The following is a 23,625-nucleotide window of genomic DNA, read 5'->3' on the forward strand; positions in this document are numbered from 1 at the left end:
AGCAGCGCCCCTCCTCCGGGTGGGGCACGGTCGAGCAGATCACCGACCCCGAGTACTCCACCACCGCCTTCCTGAAGGGTTTGAAGCAGGTGGAGGGCTGGCAGGAACTGCCGTTGACCGAGGCCGCGCAGAAGGTCCAGGTGTCGGCGTACCCGTTCCACTACGCCCAGTGGGAGACCCAGGCCGCCGACCTGGTGGCCGAGCACTGGACCAGCTGACCCCACCACAGCACCACAAACCCCCACCCGAAGACCTGACCCACACAAGGGGGGAAAGAAACTGTTGGTCGGCACCCGAACCGGGTGCCGGCCAACAGCCGTCTCCGGATGCCCTGGACAGCTAACTACTGCCCCCTGCGCCCATCGATGCACTCGCGAAGAAGGTCGGCGTGCCCCAGGTGGCGGGCGTACTCCTCGATCAGGTGGACCAGGACCTCACGTAGCTCCACATCGTCTTCCCCCCGGGCGTCCAGCTCCGTTCGCGCGACGAACTCATCGGCGGCATCGCACTGCCGTTGCCATTCCTGGAATGCCGCCTCGACGTCGGAGTCCGCGGGCATCGGAAAGCTGAACTCTTCGCTGTGCACCCCGTTGGGGCGGAAGGGGCGAGGACCGTTGTCGCCCTGCATCACCCGCTGAAACCACCCGTGCTCGACCGCGGCCAGGTGCCGGACAAGCCCCAACAACGTCAGCTCCGACGGCGGCACCACGGGGCTCGCAAGCTGCTCGGGTGTCAGCCCCGCACATTTGAGCCGCACCGTCTGCCGCTGAAAACTCAGGTAGCGGAGGAGCACGTCTCGCTCGCCATGGACGGTCTCCTGGTCCCGCGGGTCCTGGGCGGGCGGGACGAACATGTTCTGCCAGCCGAAGCCCTTCCCTGCCCATTGATCAGTCATGCAGGGAGTCTGCCGATTGGTCAGGGGCGGTGCAACGCGGTATGCCGAGCGCCCGTCCCCTCGGCTCGGCATGACCCTGTGCGCCACCGGCGTCAAGGTCAGGAGGTGGCGCGCTGGATGAGGGTCGCGGCCCCGGCTCCGGTGAGCTCGTCGGGGGCGACCGGCCGACCGGAGACCGCGAGCAGGAGAGCGAGGGCCGTCCCACGCACCTCGGATCCGACTCCACTGTCTACTGAAGCGTCCGAGGTAACCAGTCGCAGCCCACTCGCGCGCTCCCTGCCGCCGCCCAGCTGCACCGTCGTCCGTAGTTGGAAGGTCAGTGCCGCCGCCACCTGCTCGACCGGGTAGTCGCCGCTGAGCCCCACTGCCCGTCGGATGTCCTCGCCGTGGACGAACGCCTCGACGAGGCGGGTGACGATCGCGGCCGGTGGGGTGCTGGTGCGGGTCACGACCGCGCGGAGGGCGGCGAGGGTGTCCGCCGGGTCCGTGCGCCGCTCGCGGGCGAGACCCATCGCGTTCTGGCGGTCGAAGTCGAAGCGGGCGGTGACCATGTCTCGGACGAAGCTGAGCCGCGTCGTCTTCGCGGTGTCGACCAGGTGGGCCACGACGTCGTGGACATCCCACCCGGGGCAGGCGGTCGGAGCAGCCCACTGCTCGGGCCCCAGGGCCTCCAGGCCGCGCACGAGAGCCGCGCGCTCGTGGTGAACGACAGTCCACACCGCGGCGTGCCGACTATTCATGCCGCCACCCAAGCAGCAGGGACTGACACTGCGGGCCGGGCCGGCGGTCCTGGCGGTCGGCGAAGCTGAGGTGTGAGCGCCGGCCACCCCGGATGCGGGGTGGCCGGCGGGGTGTCAGCGCTCCACGGTCACCTGCTCGCCGATGGCCACGACCTGATCGGCGGTCATGAAGAGCGGCGCCTGCAGGTTGAACACCGAGCCGTCGGGCAGCGGGACCTGGCGGAACCAGATCTCGTCGGCCCGGACGAGGTGGGCCTCTCGGCCGTTGACCTGGACGGTACTCACCTCCTGGGCTCCCATAACGTTGCCGAGAAGGTCCGGCTGGGGCCGCTCGGCCAAATGCACGTTCATCGTGGCGTCCGAGTTCTCGTCCTTCAGGGTGAGGATCCGGTCGTCCTTGAAGGCGAACACCTCCCAGCCCGCGGGCGCGAGGCGAACCTGCAACGGCACCTCCTGTGGCCGCTCGACGACCGTGTCCGCGAGGGCCAGGACGGCCGCCTCGGTGCCGAACCGGCCTCGGCCCGTGACCCTCACCCACTGGCCCGGCTCCCGCTCCCACATCACTGACACACGGGTGGCTCCGTTTTGCGAACGCTCACCCGCAGCGGCACCCTGACCCAGCTGGTCCTCCCACAACTCGCCACGTTGGCCGTGCACGGTCACCAGTCTGGTGGTCTCGCGGGGATCGGGGCGCTGGTCATAAACGATCAAGCTCACACCGCTCTCCCCATCCGTCGCCCTATACCCGGCGAGGAAGCGACCGTCCAAATCAAAGAACGGAGCCGTCAGACCGGCCGGCACCGGATCGAGGGCGAGCGGGAAGACCGGCATCTGGAACGCGACGAGTGAGACAGCGACCGGCGTACGGTCCCGCGACTGCTCGGCCGATATCACACCGCCGACCACCACCGAGAAGACGAAAAGCGCACTGGCCGCGACGACAGTCATGGCCAGTACCCGGGCCCGCTGGAAACCGTGCTGGCGGTGCAGTCCCGCCCACCGCTGCCGGGGTTCGGTCGCGTCGGCGATCTCGGTCAGCAGCCGGTGGCGGGCAGAGTTCAGCACGCTCTTGGTGGCGGGTGCCGAATCGGGACCGTGTTCCTGCAGCAGAGTGATCTCGTTCATGCGCCTTCCTCGCTGGTGATCGTGATGCTGAGGGCCGCACGGGTCACCCGTCGCGCCCGGTTAAGGCGGGAGCGAACAGTGCCGACGGGGATGTCCAGCACCGCCGCGATCTCGTTGTACGACAGCTCCGCCCACGCGGACAGGAGCAGGACGTCGCGGTCGCCCCGCTTGAGCGCGGCCAGCGCGGCGGCCAGGTCCCGGCGCAGGGACTGGGCGTCCAGCCGCCCGAGCGCGTCGTCGGTGGCGTACGCCTCGGCACCGGGATCAGCTGGGACCCGGGCCAAGGCCCGGTACCGCCGCTTCTCCTGACGCGCGTGTCGGCGCAGCACGTTGGTGGCGATGCCGAACAGCCAGGGACGTACGTTGACGTGCAGCTTCCGGTACGCCGCTCGTCGGCGGAACGCGATCAGGAACGTCTCGGCCAACAGGTCGTCGGCGTCCGATCCGATCCGCCGGGCCAGATACCGGTGTACGGCGCTGGCGTGCCGGTCGAACAGCGGCCCGAACCGCTCCGCTACCAGCAGGGACTGCTGGATCAGCACCTCGTCGGGGGGCTGGTCGACCGAGGAGCCGGCCAGCACCTCGCCAGAGGGCAGATCGACCGAGGACCCGGCCAGCACCTCGTTGCGGGCATGGTCGGCCGGGCGGCCGTCGGCGGGTGACGGTCTTGCGGCATAGTCGGCCGGGGGTCCGTTGGCGGGCGACGGTCTGGCAGCCGCAGGGCTCCCCGGTTCACATTGACGGGTTTGCAACCCCGGTTTAGTGGTCACACTTCCTCATGCCCGATCAGCGTCCTGGGGTTCACGCTGAACATCGCGAGCCGGGACCGCGAGCACCGTCGCGGCGTCGCGGCGTCGCGGTGTCGCGGTGTCGCGGTGTCGCGGTGTCGCGGCGGACTCTCGCTCAGAACAAGACGGTGGCCAGGGTGCCCATCGGGCGGAAGCCGCAGCGCTCGTAGACCCGCCGGGCGGCCTCGTTGAAGTCGTTGACGTAGAGGCTCACCGTGGGCGCGAAGCGGTGCAGCGCGTCCCGGACGACCGCGGCCATCGCCGCCGCGGCGATCCCCCGGCCCCGCCACTCGGGGGCCACCCAGACCCCCTGCACCTGGGCGGTACGCCGGGTCACCACCGCCAGCTCGGCCTTGAAGACGACCTCGCCGTTGACGATGCGGACGTACGCCCGACCGGACCGCACCAGGTCCTGGACCCGACGGTAGTAGCCACGCCCGGCGTCCTCGGACAGCGGCGAGACACCGACCTCCTCGGTGTACATGGCCACCGCGGCCGGGAAGAGCAGGTCCACCTCGCCGCGGCGTACGTGGCGCACCTGCGGGTCCGGAGCCACGGTCGGCACGGTGTCGGTGGCGAGCAACGGCTGGTTGGGGCGGACGTCGCGGGCCGGGCCCCAGGTCGAGGCGAGCCGCTCCCAGAGGCCGAGCACCGCGTCGGCCCGGCCGACGATCGACGAGCAGAGCCGCTCCTGCCCGCCGAGTAGGTCGGCGTAGGCGGCGATGGCCGGCTCGGTCGCGAGCACCGGGGTGAGGTTGCCGCCCAGCCAGCACACAGATTCCAGACTTCGACGGGGGCCGTAGCCGAGGACCCGGCCCTCGGACCGCCACCAGCCGAGCCCGCGCGCGGCGACCCGCTCGGCGACCTGTGCGCCCGCGTACGGGTCGAGGTCGAGCAGCTGCTCAACTGCGCGACGCTCCGATTCCCCGAGTTGCCGTACCGGCGTCGTCAGCACGGTTTTCAGCCTGCCAGATCGGCGGAGTCGGCGTTGGCCGACCGGCCTACTCGCCGGCCGACCGCCGGGGAATGCCCCACGCCTGGCCGATCCCACCCGAATGGGTCAGTGCACGGTCACGGTGGCGCCGCCGGCCAGGCTCCGCAGCTCCTCGGGGAGTTCGGCGCCCATCTCCTCGGCGAGGCGGAGCGCCTCCTCGATGAGGGTCTCCACGATCTGGCCCTCCGGGACGGTCTTGATGACCTGGCCCTTGACGAAGATCTGGCCCTTGCCGTTGCCGGAGGCCACCCCCAGGTCGGCCTCCCGGGCCTCACCGGGGCCGTTGACGACGCAGCCCATCACGGCGACCCGCAGCGGCACCGGCAGCCCCTCCAGGCCGGCGGTGACCTCCTCGGCGAGCTTGTACACGTCGACCTGGGCCCGGCCGCAGGACGGGCAGGAGACGATCTCCAGGCCGCGCTCGCGCAGGCCGAGTGACTCCAGGATCGCGGCGCCGACCTTGATCTCCTCCACCGGTGGGGCGGAGAGCGACACCCGGATGGTGTCCCCGATCCCCTCGGCGAGCAGCGCGCCGAAGGCCACCGCCGACTTGATCGTGCCCTGGAACGCCGGCCCGGCCTCGGTGACCCCGAGGTGCAGCGGGTAGTCACACGCCTCGGCGAGCTGCCGGTAGGCCCGGACCATCACCACCGGGTCGTTGTGCTTCACCGAGATCTTGATGTCCCGGAAGCCGTGCTCCTCGAAGAGCGAGCACTCCCACAGCGCCGACTCGACCAGCGCCTCCGCGGTCGCCTTGCCGTGCTTGGCCAGCAGCCGCTTGTCCAGCGAGCCGGCGTTCACGCCGATCCGGATCGGTACGCCCGCGTCGCCGGCGGCCTTCGCGATCTCCTTGACCTTGTCGTCGAACTGCCGGATGTTGCCCGGGTTCACCCGCACCGCCGCGCAGCCCGCCTCGATCGCGGCGAAGACGTACCGGGGCTGGAAGTGGATGTCGGCGATCACCGGAAGCTGCGACTTGCGGGCGATCGCCGGCAGCGCCTCGACGTCGTCCTGGCTGGGTACGGCGACCCGGACGATCTGGCAGCCGGCGGCGGTCAGCTCGGCGATCTGCTGGAGCGTGGCGTTCACGTCGGCGGTGAGCGTGGTGGTCATCGACTGCACCGACACCGGTGCGCCCCCACCGACCGGCACCGAACCGACCATGATCTTGCGGCTCACGCGACGGGGCGCGAGCGGCGGCGGCGGTACGGCGGGGATACCGAGACTGACAGCGGTCACTTCAGGCACTCACCTTGTGAAGAGCGTGATCGGGTTGACGACGTCCGCGGTGACGGTCAGCAGCATGAACGCGCCGCCGATCAGAATCACCGCGTACGTCACGGGCATCAGCTTGAGATAGTCGACCCGGCCCGGGTCGGGGCGGCGCAGCCCGGTGTAGACCCAGGAGCGGGCCCGCTCGAACCAGGCGATGGCGATGTGGCCGCCGTCCAGCGGCAGCAGCGGCAGCAGGTTGAACACGCCGATGAAGAAGTTCAGCGAGACGAAGAGCATGAAGAAGAGCAGCCAGGCGTTGTTCTCCACCGCCTCGCCGCCGATCCGGCTCGCGCCGACCACGCTGATCGGGGTGTCGATGTCCCGCTCGCCACCGGTGATCGCCGTCCAGAGCGCCGGAACCTTCTGCGGGATCCGCTTCATCGCCTCGTACGTGTTCACCGCCATGGTGCCGGTGAACTCGGCGGTGCCGCCGACGGCGCCGATCGGGCCGTACTCGATCCGGCTGGGGGTGCTGGGGATGAGCCCGACGCCGAGCGCGGCGACCGGCCCGACGGTGCCCTCCGGGTCGTCCAGCGGCGGGCGTTGGGTCTGCCCGAGCGTCACGGTGGTGCTGCCCGGCTGGTCGTCCCGCAGGTACTCGACCTGCGCCGGCTGCCCCGGCTGCTGGGCGCGCAGGGCGACGAGCAGGTCACCGTAGCTGGTGACGGGGGTGCCGTTGACCGCGGTGATCTCGTCGCCGTCGCGCAGCTCGCCCTGTGCGGCCGGGCTGGCCGGATCGGCGTCGGTGCAGGCCCGGGCCTCGTTCTCCGGGACGACGCAGTTGGCGAGCTGGATGACCGCCGGCTCCTGCCGGACCTGCGCCAGGGTGCTGGGGAAGTTCGGGTTGGGCAGACCGGCGGTGATCGCGATGATCCAGAGCGCGATCAGGGCCAGCGCGAAGTGCGTGATCGAGCCGGCGGACATCACGATCGTCCGCTTCCAGACCGGGAACCGCCACATCGCCCGCGGCTGGTCGGCCGGGTCGACGTCGTCGTCCTGCGGGGTCATCCCGACGATCTTGCAGAAGCCGCCGAGCGGGATGCCCTTGAGGCCGTACTCCGTCTCGCCCCGCCGGAACGACCAGAGGGTCGGCCCGAAGCCGACGAAGTAGCGGGTCACCTTCATGCCGAAGGCCTTCGCCGTCAGCAGGTGCCCCGCTTCGTGCAGACTCACCGAGATCAGGATGGCGAGGGCGAAGAGCGTCACCCCGAGCAGGTAGGCCATCAACTTCCTTCCACTGACTTCTCGATGATTGTCTGCGCGTGCCCGCGCGCCCACGACTCGGCCGCGAGCACGTCCTCGACGGTACCTGGTTCACCGAAGTCAGGAGCCTCGGCCAGCACCTGCTCCAGGGTGTCGACGATGCCGAGGAAGGGCAGCCGTCCGGCGACGAACGCCGCGACGCACTCCTCGTTGGCCGCGTTGTAGATCGCCGGTCGGCAGCACCCGGCCTCGCCGGCCGCCTTGGCGAGCGCGACCGCCGGGAACGCGTCGTCATCCAGCGGTGCGAACTCCCAGGTGTGGCTGGTCGTCCAGTCAACGGCGGGGGCGGCGTCGGCGACCCGGTCCGGCCAACCGAGGCCGAGCGCGATCGGCAGCCGCATGTCCGGCGGGCTGGCCTGGGCGATGGTGGAGCCGTCCACGAACTCGACCATCGAGTGGATCACCGAGGTCGGGTGGACCAGCACGGTGATGTCGGCGTACGGCACGTCGAAGAGCTCGTGCGCCTCGATCACCTCCAGCGCCTTGTTCACCATCGTGGCGGAGTTGATCGTGACGACCGGCCCCATGTTCCAGGTCGGGTGGGCGAGCGCCTGCTCCGGGGTGACCTGGGTCAACTCGTCGCGCCGCCGCCCCCGGAACGGGCCGCCGCTGGCGGTGACGAGCAACCGGCGTACCTCGGGGCGGGACCCGGAACGCAGACACTGGGCGAGCGCGGTGTGCTCGGAGTCGACCGGGACGATCTGCCCCGGACGGGTCACCGCGGCCCGGACCAGGGGGCCGCCGGCGACCAGCGATTCCTTGTTGGCCAGGGCGAGGGTACGCCCGGCGCGCAGCGCGGCCAGGGTCGGCGCGAGCCCGAGCGAGCCGACCACCCCGTTGAGCACCACGTCGCTATGCCACTGGGCCAGCTCGGTCATCGCCTCCGGCCCGGCGATGATCTTCGGCAGCCGGACCTCGCCGCGGTCCCAGCCGCGCCGGCTCGCCTCCGCGTAGAAGGCGAGCTGGAGATCCTGCGCGGCGGACGCCCGCGCCACGCCGACCGCCTCCACGCCGAGCTCCAGGGCCTGCGCGGCGAGCAACCCGACGTTGCCGCCGCCGGCGCCGAGCGCCACCACCCGGAAGCGGTCCGGGTTACGGCGCACGATGTCGATGGCCTGGGTGCCGATCGAACCGGTGGAGCCGAGCAGCACGACGTCGCGGGGAGAAGTCACCCCGCCATTGTTCCCCAGCCGGTTGCACGCCCGCCGGGAGCCTCAGCCGATCCGCCGAAGGCCGGTGCCGATGCCCCGCCGGGAGCCTCAGCCAACGCGCCGAAGGCCGGTGCCAGCACCCCGCCGACACCGGCCAACCGCAGCTCAGAGCTGGTGGTCGCGCTCACCAGCCGGGACGGCGGCGACAAACCGGGCCCAGGCCGCCGAGCCGAAGCTCAGCGCCGGACCCGGATCCTTACTGTCCCGTACAACGACAGCGCTACTCGGTGCGCCGGCCGTGGCGGCGGATGCCGCCACCTCGACGCAGTTACCCTCGCCACCGGACCGGGACGACCTATGCCACACCCCGTCACGCCTCATCGGTCATCTCCCTCGCAATCGCCGCGATCAACTCACGGGACTCGGCGACACCCCGCGTCCGCTCGCTGAGCGAGCGCCAGGCGTCCTCGTAGGTCTGGATCTCGTGGGCCTTGTCGAGGTAGACCGCCCCGCACGGCCCGTCCGTGTAGATGGTGGTCGGCTCCGGCTCCCGCACGTCGGTCGGGAACTCCAGCATGGTGAAGGTGCCCGCCTGCGACCAGCGGAACACCCCGGCGCTCAGCGGCAGCACCCGGAGGCCGACGTTGTGCCGCTCCCCGGTGACGAGCAGCGCCTCGAGTTGGCGCACCATCGCCGACCGGTCGCGCAGCGGCCGCCGCAGCACCGCCTCGTTCAGGACCACCTCGAGCTGGGGTGCCCGGGGGATCGCCCGCGTCAACAACCGCTGCCGGTGCAGGCGGACCTCCACCTTCGCCTGGCGCTCCGCCGCGCTGAGCTGCGGATGATCGGTGGCGATCACCTCGGTCATGTACTCCACGGTCTGCAACAAGCCCGGTACAAGGTTGACCTCATAGTGTCGGATCCGGGTCGCGGCGGCTTCCAGGCCGACGTACAGCTTGAACCAGTCCTTGATCGCCGAGCCGTAGCTGTGCCACCAGCCGTGCGCCTTGGTCTCCCGGGCCAGCGCCCGCATCGTCTCGATCGTCTCCCGGGCCGCCCCGTAGACCCGGCACATGGCCTCCACATCGTTGGGGTGCATGGGGACCTGGCCGGTCTCGTACCGCCAGATCCGGGGTGCCGACCACTCCAGTTCCTTCGCGGCGGCCGACACCGTGACATACGCGTTTTCCCGAAGCTCTCGCAGATATCTCCCGAGTTGCCTACGCGGAACGGTGCTCCCCGAGTCGTCCACGCCGTCTCCTTTACTGTCGTCGCGTTAGGCACCTCATCCCTTGGCCCGCATCCTCCCGCGAGACATTGCATCAGGCCAGGGTTGCAATAAATCTTGTCTGGGAACGGCCAAATATTGTTGGGTCGCCCCGGGGCGGGCGCCTCCCGCCACCTCATCCAGGTGCCCGCCCCGGCCTCGACAGCAACCAGAAGGAGCGCACCCACGGCGACCATCGACGATGGTTTGGTCGCGGGCCCGAAGGCGACCCAATGATGATCTACGCGAGCGAGGTCCGGCTACGCGCGTACCAGCTCCGCAGCGCCCTCTTCGACGTCCGCCGCAGGGCCTCGACCCGAAGCAGGTGCAAGAGCGCCTGAGCCGGGTCCTCCCCCGGCCCACCACACTCAGAACCAGGATGATGCGGTTGATCTGGCCATGGTGTTCCGCGACTCCCTCGCCCAAGCAATTTGGCGTGGAGCAATAGAACTCGCTATCGCACCATAATCGACAATGCCCACACATCGCCTACCGAGGCCGCTCCCGTGTTGGCTGCTCCGGACCCGGCGCCACCGGCAGGAATGTCGGCGGAATCGGGCAAATCCTGCGCCGTGGAAGGCGCCCCGGGAAACAACACGTACCCGAAAGCTGAGTTGTTATTTGTTTCGTACTGGTTAATGCTGGCGGCACAGTCAGCTCTCGATTGATCAGCCCGTACCACCGGAGGTGCCCCACCATGATCCGACGCCTCTTCGTCGTCCTGGCCTTCCTCGCGGCCGCCATCCTCGTCTCGCCCGCAGCACCCGCGCCGGCTCGCGCCTGCATATTCGGCCACGAGTGCTACACGACCTTCTACTCCAACCCGTCGCACACCACCGTGGTGGGAAGCCTCCACGAGGACTGCCAGGGTGAGCCCACGATGGTCGGCACCCGCAGCGCCTTCAAGACGTTCCAGGAGTACCCCTGCCCACGCTGACCCCTGTACGGACGGAGGCGCTGATCTCAGCTCAGTAGAAGACCGTGCGGGCCAGATCGTCGGGGGCGGCGCTTGCCTCGGCGAGCAGTTCCCCGGCAGCGGACCAGATGCCCGAGCGCCCGGACGTTCGGGCGAAGCCGCCACCGGTCGGACCGGCGAAGGCCGCCGTGGCCACCCAGACGCCGTGGTCCGCGGCGACCCGACGGGCCCGCTCGCCGTGCAGCTCGGCCTCGTCCTCGGCGTGGACGACTCCCGCCACGTAACCGTCGATCCCGAGCGCGGCCGTCTGCGCGGCGTGCTCCGGGACGCCGGTGTCGCGGCAGACGGCGAGCCCCAGCCGCCACCCGTCCACGTCGAGCACGGTCGGCTCGCCGGGAACGAAGTGGAGAGCTTCCCGACCGTGCAGGTGGACCTTCCGGTAGGCCACCCGCGCGCCCTCCCCGTCCACCGCCAGCACGCCGATGCCCGGTCCGGGCACTGGGGCGCCGACGAGTGCGAGCGCCCCGGTGTCGGCACAGGCGTTGACGATGGGGGTCAGCCGTTCATCGGTGGGGGCGACCGGCAGCGCGTCCAGCTCGTAGCCGGTCAGCGACAGCTCGGGAAACACCACCACCCGCGCGTCCGCCGCCCGGACGGCCGCCTCGTGCGCCGCCGCGTTGGCCAGCACGTCGTACGCGATGCATCGTGGCTGTGCCACCGCGATGCGCAACGGCCGCCCCATCGTGTCTCCCCCCTCCGCCTCGCCTAGCTCTTGCGGGTGAGCGCGGCGAGTGCGCCCTGGATCGCGGCCTCCGTCCCTTCCTTGTCCAGGCCGAGGCCGGTGAGCACGCCGTCGCCGTCCTCCTCCTCGAGCAGGGCAAGCAGGATGTGCTCGGTACCGATGTAATTGTGGCCGAGCCGAAGCCCCTCCCGGAAGGTGAGCTCCAGCGCCTTCTTACCCCGTGCGTCGTACGGGATCAGGTCCGGGACCTGCGCGACGCGGGGCGGCAGGGTCGCCGCGACCGCGTCCCGGAGCCGGTCCAGGGACACCCCGCGCGCCTTGATCAGTTGCGGGGCGAGCGCGTCCGGGTCGACCAGCAGACCCAACGCCAGGTGCGCCGGACCGATCTCGGCGTTACCGGCGGCGCGCGCCTCCTCCTGGGAGGCGACGACGACGTTACGGGCCCGGGTGGTGAACCGGCTGAAGCCGCCATCCGACTCCAGCGCCGCGGCCGTCGCCACCTTCGCCGCCGAACGCTTCTGGGCGGCCTGCTTGCTGACGCCCATGCTGCGGCCGATCTCGGTCCACGAGGCGCCCGAGCGTCGGGCCTGGTCGACGAAGTGACCGATCAGATGGTCGGCCACCTCGCCGAGGTGCTCGCCGGCCAGGACCGCGTCGGCGAGTTGGTCCAGCGCGCTGTTGCGCCCCTGCTTGATGTGGTCGATCAGCTCGTCGAGGCGTACCGGGTGGGTCATCATCAATGGTTCAGTCATGCGTCAACCATAGGTTGACGCACTCGGATCGTCAACCGGAAGTTGACGCTCACTCCGGAATCCGGCGCCCTTCGATGAATCACACCAGCCAGAGTGGATTGCGCGTGTAGATACCGCGTATATATGGTCCCGGACGTGGACAACACGACAACCCTCCTCGGCCTCCTCGGCACCGGTGCGAGCTACGGCTACGACCTGAAAAGCCGGTACGACCGCTGGTTCGGGCTGAAGAAACCACTGGCGTTCGGGCAGGTCTACACCACCCTGACCCGGCTGATGCGCAACGGCTGGATCGTGGCGATCGGCGCCGAGGCGGGCGCCGGCCCGGAGCGCAAGCGCTACGGGATCACCCCCGCCGGCCGCGCCCGGGTGCTGGAGTGGATCTTCACCCCCGAGGTGCCGTCGGAGACCCTGCAGAGCGACCTCTTCGCCAAGACAATCATCGCGCTGCTCCTCGGCGACGACGCCGGCCGACTGCTGGACCTGCAACGAAGCCGGCACATGGCGCGCATGCGGGAGCTGACCAACGAAAAGCGGGGAGCTGGCCTCGCCGTCGTCCTCGCCTGCGACCACGCCCTGTTCCACATCGAGGCGGACCTGCGCTGGATCGACCTGACCGCTGCCCGCCTGTCCCAGCTACAAGCCGAGGTAAAAAAGTGAACAAGGTGGAGACCATCAGCATGTCGGCGTCCGCCCCCGAGGACGGGTCGGCTCCCCTCCTTTCGGCGCGGGGGCTGCGGCTCGCGTTCGGGCTGACCGAAGCCCTGCGCGGCGTCGACCTGGACTGCCACGCTGGCGAGATCATCGCGGTGACCGGCCCCTCCGGGTCCGGAAAATCCACCCTCCTGCACGTACTCGCCGGGGTCCTGGTCCCGGACGAGGGCACCGTGGACTACGACACCGTTCGCCTCACCGACCTCGACGAGGCGGGCCGGTCGCGACTCCGCCTGGACAAATTCGGATTCGTCTTTCAATACGGGCAGCTCCTGCCCGACCTGAACGCGGTGGACAACGTGACGATTCCCCTCCTGCTTGCCGGCGTCACACGCCGCGAAGCCCGCCGCCGGGCTGACGCCTGGCTCGACCGGCTCGACCTGGGCGAGTGCTCCCGGAAACTACCGGCGCAGCTCTCCGGCGGGCAGGCGCAGCGGGTCGCCATCGCCCGTGCCCTGGCCACCAAGCCGACCCTGCTCTTCACCGACGAGCCGACCGGATCGCTGGACTCACTCGCCGCCGAGACGGTGATGCTCGCCCTCACCGAGGCGGCACGCGACGCCAACACCGCCGTCATCCTCACCACCCACGACCCACGTACGGCCGCCTACGCCGACCGGGAGGTCGTCGTCCGCGATGGACAGATCACGATCGGAGGGGCGTACGGATGAGGCTGTTCACCCTGACCAGACTCGTCACGGCGGAGGGCCGTGGGGCATCCGGGCGGCTGATCGGCATGGCCGGCGGCATCGCGGTCGGGGTCGCCCTACTGCTGTTGCTCCTGGGCGGCTACGACGGAGTCACCTCCCGCTCCGAACGCCTCAGCTGGCCCTCCCTGTCCCATGGAGAGTCGACCGAGCTCCGGGACCCCGCTGCCGCCGCGCCAACCGACGAGTCCGTGCTGGCGGCGACCAACCTGGAGCACTTCGACGGGCAAGAGATCATCAGGGTCGACATCGTCGCGACCCCGGACTCGACCGTGGTCGTACCCGGAGTCGGGAGGCCCCCGGCGGCCGGCACCTACCACGCCTCCCCCGCGCTGATCGCCCTCATCGAGGCGAACCCCACCGACACCCTCGGTTCCCGGTACGGCACCCGGGCCGGCGTCATTGACACCGCAGGCCTGGCGGGCCCGGACTCGCTGGTTGTCGTGACCGGAACGACGACCGAGAACCTGCGCCCATCGATTGGCATGGTGGGAAGCGTCTTCCTCAGTGGAAACGTCTGGTCGGTCACGGAGTTCCGCGGGGTTTCCTATCCAAGCAGCAACTACCGCGCCATCACCATCATCGGCGCCATCGCGATTCTGCTGCCCGTCCTGATCCTGGTCGGGATCGTCACCCGCCTCGGCGCAGCCACCCGCGCCGAACGCTTCGCCGCCCTACGCCTCATCGGCGCCACCCCCCGCCGGGTCGCCGCCATCGCCGCCACCGAGACCGGGGTGACCAGCCTCGTGGGCGCCCTGGCCGGGGTGGCCCTGGCATGGCTACTCATCCCGGTCGCCGCCCTGGTCGAGGTGGAGGACGGCCGGTTCTTCCGCGCCGACCTGACCGTGCCGCCGAGCACCGTGCTCATCGTCGTCGCGGGTGTCGTGGCCGGCTGCACCGCCGTCGCCGGATGGCGCACCAGCCGGGCCAGAATCGGTCCCCTCGGTGGCAGCCGCGAGCGTACCGAGCGTCGCCCCTCCGCCCTCGGCGTGGTGCCGCTCATCGCCGGTGTGGTGGTGCTGCTGGGCGCCACGACCGCCGCCCTGCGGCACGGCCCGCTCCCCCGCACCGACCGGATCCTCATCGCCGGATTCCTCCTGCTCCTGGTCGGGCTGATCGCCGCCGGGCCGGTGCTCACCTACTGGATCGCTCGGATCGCGGCCCGCCGCGCGCACCGCACCGCCGGGGTTATCGCGATGAACCGCATCCAACAACACCCACGGGCCACGTTCCGCGCGGTCAGCGGCCTGGTCGCCGCCGTCTTCCTGGTCTCGTTCTTCTCCGCCGGGATCACCACCCTCGCCGAGGAATCCCCCACTGAAGACTCCGAGTATCTCGCGCCTTCCACCCTGATCGCCTGGCTCGACCCGCCACCACCGGACGATGCCGGCACAGCGGCGTCCGGCACCACCGCGGTCACCGCCGCGACATCCCGGATCGCCCGCACCGACGGGGTCACCGCGACCGCGATCGGCTACTCCCACCCCGAGGCCGGAGCCGTCTTCGCCGCCGCTGACGCCACCCGAGCCGGCCTTCCCACCCCCGACGGCGCCAGCCATATCCAGGTCACCGGCAGCGCCTTCGGCGACGGCTCGCTGGTCACCCGCCCAGCGACCGCACCGGGCACCACGCCGGAAATCCTGCTCGTCGCCACCGACGGCACGACGCACTCGGTCGAACGTGCCCGCACCGCCATCCTCGGCAGCGAACTGCGCCTGTCATTCCCGCCCATGACCCAGTCCGACCACGAGAGCGCCCGGTGGCGAACCTGGGCCGACCGCTACGCCAACCTCGGCCACCTGGCCGTGCTCGTGGCCACCCTGATCTCCGCGGTCTCCCTCGCCGTCTCCAGCATCGCCGCCATCCTGGACCGCAAACGGGTACTCGGCCTGCTCCGCCTCATGGGAATGCCCGCATCGACGGTGCGTCGCGTCATCGTCGCCGAAGCAGCCCTGCCGCTCGCCACGGTCTTCGCACTCTGCGTCGGGCTCGGGATCCTCACCGCCTGGTGCATCGTCGCCGGCCTCACCGAAGGCGAACGAACGATCAACTGGCTACCTCCGTCGTACTACCTGATCCTCGCCACGAGCCTCGCGCTCGCCGCGACCGCGGTGATCGCCACCTTCCGTACGGCGCGGACGAGCACCACCATCGAAGCGACCCGGATCGGATAGGTGCCCGCTGTCGTCCCCGCCCGGCCGGTAGGCAGACCAGCCTAGCCATCGACGATCAGGCATGGACGGAGTGCCACCGTCGGGCTAGCCTGGGGCCGAGCGGGCGGGGACAACATCCACTTCTGCGAGGTGACGATCACCATGACAGAGACTGCCTCGATCACTACGCCGGAGGCTTCCTCGACTGCTACGTCAGGGCCCGGCTCCGGCGAGGTCACCGACGCCGAATTTCCTGTCGAACGTGGATGTCCCTTCAGCACACCCGCCGAATACGAACAGATCAGGGAACACTCCCCGCTCGCCAAGGTCCGCCTGACGACCGGCCGCGAAGCATGGTGGATCGCGGGTCACGAGCTGGCCCGCGCCGTCCTGGCCGACCGGCGGTTCTCCTCCGACCGCCGCCGGGACAACTTCCCGTTCGTCAGCACCGACCCGGAGACCAGAAAACAACTGCAGGACCAGCCCACCTCCATGCTCGGCATGGACGGCGCCGAGCACGCCCAGGCGCGGCGAGCCCTGATGGGCGAGTTCACCGTCCGGCGGATGGCCGAGCTGCGGCCACGGATCCAGCAGATCGTCGACCAGCACATCGACGAGATGCTGTCTTCCGAGCAACGTTCCGCCGATTTGGTCGAAGCGCTGTCGCTGCCGGTGCCGTCGTTGGTCATCTGCGAGCTACTCGGCGTCCCCTACGCCGACCACGACTTCTTCCAGGCGCGCAGCGGCCCCCTGGTCCGGCACCACACACCATCGAAGGTCCGGGTCCGCATCCAGGAGGAGCTGAACACCTACCTCGGCGGGCTGATCGACCGCAAGGTCACCGACCCCACCGACGACCTGCTCAGCCGGCAGATCGCCAAACAGCACGCGGCCGGCACCTTCGACCGCACGAGCCTGGTCAGTATGGCCTTCCTCCTGCTCATCGCCGGCCACGAGACCACCGCGAACATGATCTCCCTCGGCGTTGTGGGGCTACTCCAACACCCCGACCAGCTAGCCATGATCAAAGATGACCCGGAGAAGACACCACCGGCCGTCGAGGAACTACTGCGCTACTTCACCATCACCGACACCGTCACCGCCCGCGTGGCCACCGAGGACGTACAGCTCGGCGACACCACCATCAACGCCGGCGACGGAATCGTCATCTCCGGGCTGGCCGCCGACCACGACCCCACGGTCTTCACCGACCCAGACCGGATCGACCTCGAACGCGGCGCGCGCCACCACGTCGCCTTCGGCTTCGGCCCACACCAGTGCATCGGCCAAACCCTGGCCCGCATCGAGCTGCAAATCGTCTTCGACACCCTGTTCCGCCGCATCCCCACCCTCCGCCTGGCCGCACCGCTCGACGACATCCCGTTCAAGTCCGATGCGATCATCTACGGCGCCGAAGAACTCCCCGTCGCCTGGTAATGGAGGACCACATGCGAATCGAGGCGAACACCGACGTCTGCATCGGGGCCGGCCAGTGCGTACTGACCGACCCGACCGTGTTCGACCAGCACGACGACGGCATCGTCCTGCTCATCACCAAACACCCCGAAGGCGAAGCCGCCCACCGAGCCCGCGACGCCGTCGAACTCTGCCCATCAGGCGCACTCTCCCTAATCGAGGAACCAGGCGACAGCTAGCAGAACCCCGTTTGCCCGCATATCTCCACTGTATTGGTGGAGCTGTCCCGCGGGGGTCAACCAGGCTCTTACCTTGCACCTGCGCGTCGACCAGTTCCGCGTTGGACGCCTCAACCCACCGACCCATTACCGTCCGCCCGCAAGACAGCCGACTCTACGGCGCGGCCTCCATGACCGCCCAACGCGCACTACGCGAACTTCAACACCGATGAATTACCTACAGCGTCGCCGGCAAGGCACCTCCGTGCAGTCCGACGTCTTCGACCTCCGATGCCCCAGCAACGACGAGCAGGCCTCGCCTACCAACCGTAGCCGTATCATCAACCCAGGAATCGCAGGAGGCCCTCACCCAACCACGGGCCTTCAGGGCACCCACACAAATTGACGCCTGCACGTAGTCGCGAAGAGGCTACTACACGTTTTATAATATGTTTCACTGCAGCGCTGCGAGAGCGCGCTTCGTCCGGCTTAACGCAAACTCGCCGAAACTATCCGCAGCGTGTTCCAGGATAGAGCCAGGAACCGAGCCCCCCGGTTCCCAGAGCACGACTGGAGCCTCGCCTTCTTCATTCAGGGAAGCGGTGTCCAATGCATACATACCACCCATGCCATCAAACATAAACGCAATCAAGGAATCGGGCATTGCGCTCGTTCGGCGAGCTTCCAAGGTCATCCGCACCGCCCCGAAGAGAACATCTCGTTCGCCATCACGTGCCCAAACGCCGTAGAATTCCTCACCGGCAACATCGCATTCACCGAGTTGTCGCAGGAACTCGCGATAGGTGGGCGGCAGGCTGAGGCCAAGCTGAGCCTCAGCCCGTGCGATCAAGTCTTCGTCACAGCTGCCAGCAATATTGGCAACCTGCGAGCTAGCCCGAACAAGCCGAATAAACGCCTCGGCGTCCTCATAGGCACTCACTTCACTGACCTCCTCCTACTGGAATCCGGCCGCACGACCCTTCCAGTATGCAGTCTTCCACACGGCGAACGCCTTGCGGTCGATACCACTTGGAATATTAGTTCCGACGTTAATATGAAGTTCCCGGAACCAGCCCTGATGCATTGATTGAGTCAGTTCGGCGAGCGGGCCATCCTGGGTCTGCAGCATGTGGTGAAGAACCATCGGTTTACCGTCCGGTCCCATCGGCGCGAGGCCTTGTTGCATCCGCTTCAAATTTGTCCTGCCATATCTATCGGCCGGCGAAGTGAACTTCGGATCAACCAAATCGTCGCGCTGATAGACGCGCTGCCCATCGATCTCCGTTGGCTGCCAGTTTCCGCCGCAATTGTGTACGAGGACCGGCGTGTTGCCGGCCACTACATAGTACGTGTGGATGTTGGCGACGGTGAGGTTGTGGACGGTGGCCTGCAGGACGTCCCAGCGGTCGATCGCCGTGATCTGCACGTACGTGCCGGAGCTGGTCCGCAGCCACTGGCCGGAGCGCAGGTCGGTGGCGTCGATCCACTCGCCCAGCTCCGGCACCCAGAACGGGTGGCCGTCGGTCGCGGTGATCTCGGCGGTCTCCGTACCACGGTCGCCGTCGGTGTCGATGGTGACCTTCACCAGCTTTTTGACGCCGTCGCCCTTGATGGCCGCGGTGACCGTCTCGGTCACGGTCTCGCCCGTCTCCGGGTCGGTGACCAGGACTTCGTCGCCCGGCTGCACATCCTCCACCGGCTTGGTGGAGCCGTCGGCCATCAGGACTCTGGTGCCAGGAACGAAGCTGTTACCGGGGTCTGGGCAGGACCCGCCGCTTGAGCCGCCGTTGCCGCGCGCCGTCGCGCCGGAGTCCCCGCCGCCCTTGGAGTCACCCTTGCCGGAGCCACCACCGGATTTGCCGGAGCCACCACCGGACTTCCCGGAGCCGCCACCGGACTTGCCGGATTTTCCGGCGCCGCTGGAGGCCGCTGAGGAGCCCTTCGGGTTGGATTTCGCCTGGGCGTTCTTTTGGGCTGAGTTGCCGGTCTTCTTTGTGGCGTTGACCGCCTTATTGCTCGTTGTTTGCGCTTTTTGAGCGGCTTTCTTCTTCGCGGCCTGGGCGGCCTTTTTCGCCTTCTCGATGGCCAGCTTCTTGGCGTTGAGCGCCGCTGTCTCCGCCGCCTTGGCGGCGCGTAGCACCCCTTCAGCGACACGCTTCGCCGTACGCCATGCTTGGATCGCGGAGATTGTCCGGTTTACTGCCTTGAGCACGCCCGGGATCTTGGCGACCTTCGTCCAGGGAATCGCCCCGACGATGAGGCTGCCGCACGCCCACATGTCACCGCCGAAGCAGTTCATGGCGTCGTTGATGCCGATGAACTCCTTCAGCATGTACCAGGCCGAGTCGAGGATCACCGACATCAGCGAGCGGCCCATCGTGGCCTGGGCCTGGGCGACCTGCGCCGCCGACAGGCCCGCGCCCTCGAGCGCCGCCGCCCTCTCCGAGGGGGTCAACGACACCGACAGGCCCGTCGGGTCGGAGTGGGTCACCGGGTTGTTGTGGGCGTACGCGTACCCGTTGGACTGCATCGGGTCGGCGATGTCCAGCACCGGGTCGGCGGAGAGGAACCGGCCCACCACTGGGTCGTAGAGCCGCGCGCCGAGCGGGATGAAGCCGGAGGCGTCGTCCCGCTGGGCACCGAGGAACCCGGTGTGGGTCTGCATGTTGACGCCGAGAGGCACGGCGCCACGCTGGTTACCGAACGGGTCCTGCTTACGGACTCGCACCGGCATCTCGCCCTGGAGGCCGACCTCAGCGTACGGGCTGCCCTGGTGGTCACCGGCGAGCGCGACAAGTCCGGTGCTGCTGGTGGCGAGATGCAGGTACCGCATCACGACACCACCCGGTGTCGGGTAGGAACGCTGGGTGTTGACCAGCGTCCCGCCTCGCTGCACGGTCAGCACCGACTCGCCGAGGTGCAGCGTCGCCTGCTGGTCCTGGAAGGTGAGCAGACGGCTGCCGTCGGGTCCGTAGAGGTGCCGGGTCTCGTTCTGTGCCTCCCACTGCTGGGCGGCGGAGTCCGCGTCACAGGCCACGAGCACCAGCGGAGTGAGGTCGTCGGTGGCCTCGTCCTCTACCGCGAGGCACAGGCCGGAGGCGGGGTGCTTGAGCTGCCCGGTGGAGAGGCGCTCCAGGTGCTGTTCGGTCGACCCGGAGCATTCCTGCGTCGCGATGGCCGACCCGGCGGTGTTGCCGTCGGGCTGGACACACCAGTCGTCATACACGGACAGGGTGCCCAGGTTCGCGTCAGCCTGACCGGGTACGGGAGCGAACGTCCACTTCTGCGCGATCGTGCCGTTACACGAGAACAACTGGAGCGAGTTGCCCGGGACTGCCTCGCCCAGGTCGATGCACTTGTCGGCCAACCCGACGTAGGCGGTCTTGCCCCGGCTGCCCGCGCCGGTGATCCGGTCGACCTTGCCGTCGTAGGTCCAGGAGAGCACCTGCTGGTCGCCGTTCTCCACGGAGGTGACGACCTTGGTTTCGCCGGTCATTTCATACAGGCGCTCGGCGACGGCGGTGATCTCCGCGCCGTCCGGGGTGACGTAGTCCTTGGTGACCTTGGTGAGGGTGCGCGGCTGCGTGCCGTCGGCCTTGCCGTAGTCGTAGCTGGTGGTGGCGTCCTTGTCGGTGTCGCCGGTGAGGTCCTTTTCCACCAGCTTCGTGCGGTTGCCGAGCAGGTCGTACTCGTACTCCTGCCAGTAGCCGGTGCCGTCGGTGCCGGCGGTGACGGTGTCGCCGGCCGGGCTGGCGGCGCAGGACTCCTGATCGGTCGCCGTCCACGCCGTGTTCAGCTGGCCGATCGGGTCGTAGGTGAAGCACTGCCGTTCCTCGAGGCCGAGGGAACGCTCACGGATCGAGGTGACGTTGCCGGCGTCGTCGTAGCCGTAGGAGCGGTGCGACACCAGGTTGGCGGCGACGATGCTCTGGTCATCGGTCTGCTCGCGGTGGACCTGCTGGTCGGTGAGGGCGCCGCTGGCGTTGTCGTAGGAGGCGGTGGTCCACACCCGGTAGGGCTGGGCGCCGAGGGTGGAGCGCAGCACCTGCCCGTACGGCGAGTAGACGGTTTCGGCGCCGTACCAGTCCTTACCCGACACCGACAGGGGCAGCCCGTCCCTGGTGTAGCGGGTCAGCAGCTTCTCAGCCGGGAGGGATCCGACGGCCGGCAGCGTGGTCGACTCGGGTAGGCCGGTGTCGGTGTAGGTGTAGTCGTACCGGTAGGAGGTTTCCAGGCCCCAGGTGTCGGCGATGGACTCCGGTAGCGTCAGGGTGGTGGAGGTGGGCTGGTAGTCGTCGGTGTATCCGCCGATCGCCTGGGCGTACGCCAGTCCGTCGGTGTAGCGGGTGGCGGTCGCCGGCAGCCCCTTGCCGCCCGGGAAGTCGTCACCGTCGCGGACATCGACCTCGACAGCACACCCGATCTGCTCTGGCGAAACCTGGACAACGGCAACATGTACGTCCGCCACGGAAGCCGGGCGCAGTAGCCGGCAGCGTCGATCTGGATTCGATCAAACTCGCGGCGAACTCCCAGAATGGTGACGTCCCCTACGGCACCAACTGGACCGAAACCAACATCAACGCGGTGATCGGTATCCCGGACGTGAACGGGGACAGCGTCCCGGACCTGTGGGCCCGTTTCGGGGAGGACGGCATGATGCGGATCTACCATCCGTCCACCACCGACACCAAAGGCCCCGTGAAGATCGTGCTGGGGAACGACTGGAACAGCGTCAAGGCCTTCGGCTGAACGCGTCGCGCGGGCCCGGCAGTCGCCGACCGGGCCCGCGCGACCCCATCCCCAACCCGCGCCCCACCACCCGCGGTGCTGGGGTAGCCCAGGGGCAGATCGACAGTTATCTTCGCTGCATGGATCGGCAGGCGACCTCCACATCACGGGATCGACCGCAGACCACGCTCCCGCGGCGGGTGGACGTCGCCGTCGTCGGCGCCGGACACAACGGGCTGGTGTCGGCGATCCTGCTGGCCCGAGCCGGGCTGGACGTGCTGGTGCTGGAGGCGGCCGACGTGGTCGGCGGCGCGGCCCGCACCGAGACGCCGTTTCCCCGGGTGCCGGGGCTGCGCCACTCCACCGGGTCGTACCTGCTCGGGCTGATGCCCCCGGAGCTGCTCGCCCGGCTCGACGTCCACATCCCGGTGCTGCGACGCGACCCGCACTACTTCCTACCCACCCCCGGTGGGCCCGGCTCGCCGTACCTGCTCTTCGGTGCCGACCCGACCGCGACCCGGCGGCAGTTCACCGAGTTCTTCTCCCCCGCCGATGTCGCCGCCGACGCCGCACTCCAGGCCGAGCTGACGGCGCTGCGCGCGGACCTGGCGCCGGCCTGGCTGGCCGAACCGCTGCCGGTCGGGGAGACCGCCGAACGGTACGTCCGGCCGGCGCTGCGCCAGATCTTCGTCGACCTGGTTCGCGGCTCGGTCGTCGACTATCTGGCCCGCTTCGACTTCCACTCCGAGCTGCTGATCAGCATGTACGCGGTGACCGACGGCCTCTCCGGGGTCAATGCCGGCCCGGACGACCCTGGCACCGGGCACAACTTTCTGGTTCACAACATGTGCCGGCTCCCCGGCTCCGACGGCACCTGGATGATCGCCAAGGGGGGCATGGGCACCGTCTCCCGGACCTTCGCCGACGCCGCGCGCGCCGCCGGCGCCACCATCCGCACCGGTACACCGGTCAACGCGATCACCCTCGACGGGGGTGCCGCCTCCGGTGTCCGGCTCGCCGACGGGCAGACCGTTGCCGCGTCCGTGGTGCTGGGGGCCTGCGACCCGTACCGGCTGATGGAACTGCTCCCCGACGGCGCGCTGCCGGCGTCGCTGACCGACCGGATGACGGCGGTCCGCCGCCCCGGCACCACGCTCAAGCTCAACCTGGCGCTGACCGGGTTGCCGCGCTTCTCCTGCCTGCCGGAAGGCGCCCCCAGCCCGTTCGGGTCCACCATCCACCTGCTGCCCGGCTCCGACCCCGGCGCCGCTCGGGACACGCCGCTGGCGGGGCTACGCGCGATGTGGGCCGACGTGCGGGCCGGGCGGCTGCCACCGGAGCCGACGATCGAGTGGTACCTGCACACCACCGTCGACCCGACGCTCTCCGACGCTGCCGGGCACCACTCGTCGGCGCTCTTCGTGCAGTCGGTGCCGTACGAGTTGGCGGGCACCACCTGGGACGAGGCGCTACCCGGGTACGTGGCGCGGCTGGTGGCGATCTGCGAGCGGTACGCCCCCGGCACCGGTGCCCTGATCGCCGACGCCGTACCGCTGGCCCCACCCGGCATCGAGGCGCACTTCGGCATCACCGGCGGGCACATCCACCACGTGGACAACACGGTCTCGTTCACCGACCGGATGCCGTACGCCACCGGGATCGACGGCGTGTACGCGGGCAGCGCCGGCTGTCACCCCGCCGGCAGCGTCATCGGCGCCTCCGGGCACAACGCCGCCCGGCGCATCCTCACCGACCTCGGTCGGTGAGGATGCGCCGGCGGA

21 protein-coding genes and 3 pseudogenes are annotated in these 23,625 nt (G+C 69.3%); 9 read left to right on the top strand and 15 right to left on the bottom strand.

Features of this window, described 5'->3' with window-relative positions:
- Positions 1-218 (top strand): annotated as a pseudogene (locus tag H0524_RS24535) (hypothetical protein); the annotation flags it as partial.
- Between the two features lie 125 nt (positions 219-343).
- On the opposite strand, the gene H0524_RS08225 reads toward H0524_RS24535, so the two are convergent.
- The 10 genes from H0524_RS08225 to H0524_RS08270 all read right to left on the bottom strand — a co-directional run bounded on the left by H0524_RS08225 (position 344) and on the right by H0524_RS08270 (position 9,483).
- Positions 344-895 (bottom strand): DinB family protein, encoded by a 552-nt coding sequence (locus H0524_RS08225; protein WP_180198123.1) that lies wholly within the window; start codon positions 893-895, stop codon positions 344-346.
- Positions 896-993: 98 nt separating this feature from the next.
- On the bottom strand, positions 994-1,635 hold the full coding sequence (locus H0524_RS08230) for a maleylpyruvate isomerase family mycothiol-dependent enzyme (RefSeq protein ID WP_180198124.1): 642 nt from the start codon (positions 1,633-1,635) through the stop codon (positions 994-996).
- Positions 1,636-1,749: 114 nt separating this feature from the next.
- Positions 1,750-2,760, bottom strand: coding sequence for a hypothetical protein (locus H0524_RS08235; RefSeq protein WP_180198125.1), 1,011 nt, complete (start codon positions 2,758-2,760; stop codon positions 1,750-1,752).
- The gene (locus H0524_RS08240) at positions 2,757-3,356 is read right to left on the bottom strand and encodes an RNA polymerase sigma factor (RefSeq protein WP_218941678.1); all 600 of its coding nucleotides are present in this window, start codon (positions 3,354-3,356) and stop codon (positions 2,757-2,759) included. The genes H0524_RS08235 and H0524_RS08240 overlap by 4 nt, the downstream gene beginning before the upstream one ends.
- A gap of 307 nt (positions 3,357-3,663) precedes the next feature.
- Positions 3,664-4,503 (bottom strand): DUF4081 domain-containing GNAT family N-acetyltransferase, encoded by an 840-nt coding sequence (locus H0524_RS08245; protein ID WP_180198126.1) that lies wholly within the window; start codon positions 4,501-4,503, stop codon positions 3,664-3,666.
- A 105-nt stretch (positions 4,504-4,608) separates the two neighbouring features.
- Positions 4,609-5,781 carry a flavodoxin-dependent (E)-4-hydroxy-3-methylbut-2-enyl-diphosphate synthase gene (gene ispG, locus H0524_RS08250; protein ID WP_018733602.1) on the bottom strand — a complete coding sequence of 391 codons (1,173 nt, stop codon included), beginning with the start codon at positions 5,779-5,781 and terminating at the stop codon, positions 4,609-4,611.
- Positions 5,782-5,790: 9 nt separating this feature from the next.
- Complete coding sequence (locus tag H0524_RS08255) at positions 5,791-7,041, bottom strand: RIP metalloprotease (RefSeq protein WP_180198127.1); 1,251 nt, start codon at positions 7,039-7,041, stop codon at positions 5,791-5,793.
- Positions 7,041-8,252: a 1-deoxy-D-xylulose-5-phosphate reductoisomerase gene (gene dxr, locus H0524_RS08260; RefSeq protein ID WP_180198128.1), complete on the bottom strand. Its 1,212-nt coding sequence runs from the start codon at positions 8,250-8,252 to the stop codon at positions 7,041-7,043. Before dxr ends, H0524_RS08255 begins: the two co-directional genes overlap by 1 nt.
- Positions 8,253-8,396: 144 nt before the next feature.
- Positions 8,397-8,597: a DUF397 domain-containing protein gene (locus H0524_RS08265; RefSeq protein ID WP_180198435.1), complete on the bottom strand. Its 201-nt coding sequence runs from the start codon at positions 8,595-8,597 to the stop codon at positions 8,397-8,399.
- Positions 8,598-8,601: 4 nt separating this feature from the next.
- Positions 8,602-9,483, bottom strand: a complete 882-nt coding sequence (locus H0524_RS08270; RefSeq protein ID WP_180198129.1) for a helix-turn-helix transcriptional regulator — start codon at positions 9,481-9,483, stop codon at positions 8,602-8,604.
- A 712-nt stretch (positions 9,484-10,195) separates the two neighbouring features.
- On the opposite strand from H0524_RS08270, the gene H0524_RS08275 reads away from it, so the two are divergent.
- Positions 10,196-10,435 carry a DUF6289 family protein gene (locus tag H0524_RS08275; RefSeq protein ID WP_180198130.1) on the top strand — a complete coding sequence of 80 codons (240 nt, stop codon included), beginning with the start codon at positions 10,196-10,198 and terminating at the stop codon, positions 10,433-10,435.
- 31 nt (positions 10,436-10,466) lie between these two features.
- Here the strand turns inward: H0524_RS08275 and H0524_RS08280 are convergent, their stop codons facing one another.
- Together H0524_RS08280 and H0524_RS08285 are read right to left on the bottom strand one after the other, a co-directional pair.
- On the bottom strand, positions 10,467-11,156 hold the full coding sequence (locus H0524_RS08280; RefSeq protein ID WP_180198131.1) for a carbon-nitrogen hydrolase family protein: 690 nt from the start codon (positions 11,154-11,156) through the stop codon (positions 10,467-10,469).
- Between the two features lie 23 nt (positions 11,157-11,179).
- Positions 11,180-11,908, bottom strand: coding sequence for a Clp protease N-terminal domain-containing protein (locus H0524_RS08285; protein WP_180198132.1), 729 nt, complete (start codon positions 11,906-11,908; stop codon positions 11,180-11,182).
- 135 nt (positions 11,909-12,043) lie between these two features.
- On the opposite strand from H0524_RS08285, the gene H0524_RS08290 reads away from it, so the two are divergent.
- From H0524_RS08290 to H0524_RS08310, 5 genes are all read left to right on the top strand, one after another.
- Positions 12,044-12,568, top strand: coding sequence for a PadR family transcriptional regulator (locus H0524_RS08290; protein ID WP_018218982.1), 525 nt, complete (start codon positions 12,044-12,046; stop codon positions 12,566-12,568).
- Positions 12,565-13,293 carry an ABC transporter ATP-binding protein gene (locus tag H0524_RS08295; protein WP_180198133.1) on the top strand — a complete coding sequence of 243 codons (729 nt, stop codon included), beginning with the start codon at positions 12,565-12,567 and terminating at the stop codon, positions 13,291-13,293. The genes H0524_RS08290 and H0524_RS08295 overlap by 4 nt, the downstream gene beginning before the upstream one ends.
- Entirely contained in the window at positions 13,290-15,503 is a 2,214-nt protein-coding gene (locus tag H0524_RS08300; protein ID WP_180198134.1) for an ABC transporter permease, read from the top strand. Before H0524_RS08295 ends, H0524_RS08300 begins: the two co-directional genes overlap by 4 nt.
- 141 nt (positions 15,504-15,644) lie before the next feature.
- Positions 15,645-16,919, top strand: coding sequence for a cytochrome P450 (locus H0524_RS08305; RefSeq protein ID WP_180198135.1), 1,275 nt, complete (start codon positions 15,645-15,647; stop codon positions 16,917-16,919).
- Between the two features lie 11 nt (positions 16,920-16,930).
- The gene (locus H0524_RS08310; protein ID WP_180198136.1) at positions 16,931-17,137 is read left to right on the top strand and encodes a (4Fe-4S)-binding protein; all 207 of its coding nucleotides are present in this window, start codon (positions 16,931-16,933) and stop codon (positions 17,135-17,137) included.
- Positions 17,138-17,570: 433 nt separating this feature from the next.
- Here the strand turns inward: H0524_RS08310 and H0524_RS08315 are convergent, their stop codons facing one another.
- The 3 genes and pseudogenes from H0524_RS08315 to H0524_RS08320 all read right to left on the bottom strand — a co-directional run.
- Complete coding sequence (locus tag H0524_RS08315) at positions 17,571-18,056, bottom strand: SMI1/KNR4 family protein (protein WP_180198137.1); 486 nt, start codon at positions 18,054-18,056, stop codon at positions 17,571-17,573.
- A gap of 15 nt (positions 18,057-18,071) precedes the next feature.
- On the bottom strand, positions 18,072-18,362 hold the full coding sequence (locus H0524_RS24540; RefSeq protein ID WP_255435860.1) for an HNH/ENDO VII family nuclease: 291 nt from the start codon (positions 18,360-18,362) through the stop codon (positions 18,072-18,074).
- A 51-nt stretch (positions 18,363-18,413) separates the two neighbouring features.
- A pseudogene (locus H0524_RS08320) lies at positions 18,414-21,503 on the bottom strand (ricin-type beta-trefoil lectin domain protein); the annotation flags it as partial.
- Here H0524_RS08320 and H0524_RS08325 point away from each other — a divergent pair.
- Positions 21,486-21,865, top strand: a pseudogene (locus H0524_RS08325) (hypothetical protein); the annotation flags it as partial. The pseudogenes H0524_RS08320 and H0524_RS08325 sit on opposite strands and share 18 nt — an antisense overlap.
- Positions 21,866-21,984: 119 nt before the next feature.
- Positions 21,985-23,610 (top strand): NAD(P)/FAD-dependent oxidoreductase, encoded by a 1,626-nt coding sequence (locus H0524_RS08330; protein ID WP_180198139.1) that lies wholly within the window; start codon positions 21,985-21,987, stop codon positions 23,608-23,610.
- Positions 23,611-23,625: the final 15 nt, after the last annotated feature.

This window comes from Salinispora sp. H7-4 (genome assembly GCF_013416675.1).
GTDB lineage: Bacteria > Actinomycetota > Actinomycetes > Mycobacteriales > Micromonosporaceae > Micromonospora > Micromonospora vitiensis.